1 protein-coding gene is annotated in these 2018 nt (G+C 66.1%); it reads left to right on the forward strand.

Annotated features, from left to right (window positions below):
* On the forward strand, window positions 1–2018 hold a 2018-nt coding region (locus A3C3_RS40970), incomplete at both ends, for a non-ribosomal peptide synthetase (RefSeq protein WP_033420045.1).

A 2018-nucleotide genomic window follows, 5' to 3' on the forward strand; every position in this document is an offset into this window, starting at 1 on the left:
CCGCAGCCGTTCCGCAATCTGGTGGCGCAGGCGCGGCTGGGGGTCGGTGTGGAGGCGCATGAGCAGTTCTTCCGATCGCAGTTGTCGGATATCGACGCGCCGACGACGCCGTTTGGGCTGAGCGAGGTCTATGGTGATGGCCGCGGATCCCGCGAGGCACGGCGGATGCTGCCGCAGGCGCTCAACGATCGGCTGCGCCACCAGGCGCGGCGGCTGGGGGTGAGCCTGGCGAGCCTCTGCCATCTGGCCTGGGGGCAGGTGGTGGCGCTGAGCAGCGGCCGGGAGCAGGTGGTGTTCGGCACGGTGCTGTTCGGCCGCATGCATGCGGGTGCCGGCGCCGACCGGACCATGGGGCTGTTCATCAACACCCTGCCTGTGCGGCTCGACCTCGACGGGACCGGGGTCGAGGCGAGCGTGCGCACCACGCATGCGCGGCTTTCCGAACTGCTCGCACACGAGCATGCCTCGCTGGCATTGGCGCAACGCTGCAGCGGGGTTGCCGCGCCGGCGCCGCTGTTCAGTGCGCTGCTGAACTACCGCCACAATGCGCCGGCGGCCGTGTCGGGTGCTGCCGCTGCGGTGGCTGATGTTCTGTCCGGCGCGGAATGGCTGGGCGGCGAGGAGCGCACCAACTATCCGCTGACGATGTCGGTGGAGGATTACGGCCAGTCGTTCGGTCTGACGGCGGAGGCGGCCGAGCCGATCTCTGCGGATCGGGTCTGCGGCTACATGCAGCAGGTGCTCGAGCAACTGGCCGAGGCGCTGGAGCAGGCTCCCGACAGGCCGGTGCGCGCGCTCGACATTCTTCCGCCCGAGGAGCGGACGTATCTTTTGGAGGAGCTGAACCGGACGGCGGCGGCCTATCCGTCGGATCTTTGCATCCACGAGCTGTTCGAGGCGCAGGTGCGCCAGGCGCCGGAGGCGGTGGCATTGGTGCATGAGGACGAGGCGCTCTCCTATGGCGAGCTCAACGCCCGGGCCAACCGGCTGGCCCACAATCTGATCGGACTGGGCGTGCGTCCGGACGACCGGGTGGCGATCTGCATGGAGCGCAGCCCGGCGATGGTGGTCGGTGTCTTGGCGATCCTCAAGGCGGGCGGCGCCTATCTGCCGCTGGACCCGGCTTATCCGTCGGCACGGCTGCGGCAGGTGCTCGAGGATGCCGCACCGCACCTGCTGCTTTGCGATGCCGCCGGACGCGCCGCACTCGGCGCCGAGGCGCTTGTCGATCTGACGGTGATCGATCTGGAGACGGCCACCCCGGCCTGGGCCGAACTGCCGGCCTCGAACCCGGACCCGAGCGCCCTTGGCCTCACCGCGCGCCATCTCGCTTATGTGATCTACACCTCCGGCTCAACCGGAACGCCAAAGGGCGTCATGGTCGAGCACCACAGCCTGGTCAATCTTACCGCATGGCATGTGCAAACGTTCTGTCGGCAACGAGAAACCTGCTGCCCACTCACGGCCGGAGTGGCATTCGATGCCAGCATTTGGGAGCTGTGGTCTGCATTATCCAATCGTAGCGCATTGCTGCTCCCGCCCAGAGCAGCAGGAGGAGATCCCCTGCTTCTACTGCAATGGTGGCGTGATCAATCGCTGGAGACCGCCTTTTTAGTCACGCCGCTGGCTACAACAGCGTTAGAAGACAAGCAAATAAATCCCACATTGGAGTATTTGCTTATTGGCGGTGATCGTCTCCAGCGTGTGCCTTCCCGGCTACCGTCGCCTCTCAAGTTAATAAACAACTATGGCCCGACGGAAGTTACCGTCGTGGCAACCTCGGGACGGCTCTTCAGTGACAACGTTGTGCCGCATATCGGGCGTCCGATTGCGAACACGCGGTTGTACCTGCTGGACGGTCATGGCGCGCCGGTGCCGTTCGGGGCGGTGGGGGAGCTTTACATTGGCGGGGCGGGGGTTGCGCGTGGCTACCTGAACCGGCCCGATCTGACGGCGGAGCGGTTCATCGCCAGTCCCTTTGTGGAAGGCGATCGGCTGTATAAGACCGGCGATCTGGC

This window comes from Rhizobium mongolense USDA 1844, assembly GCF_000419765.1.
Classification (GTDB): domain Bacteria; phylum Pseudomonadota; class Alphaproteobacteria; order Rhizobiales; family Rhizobiaceae; genus Rhizobium; species Rhizobium mongolense.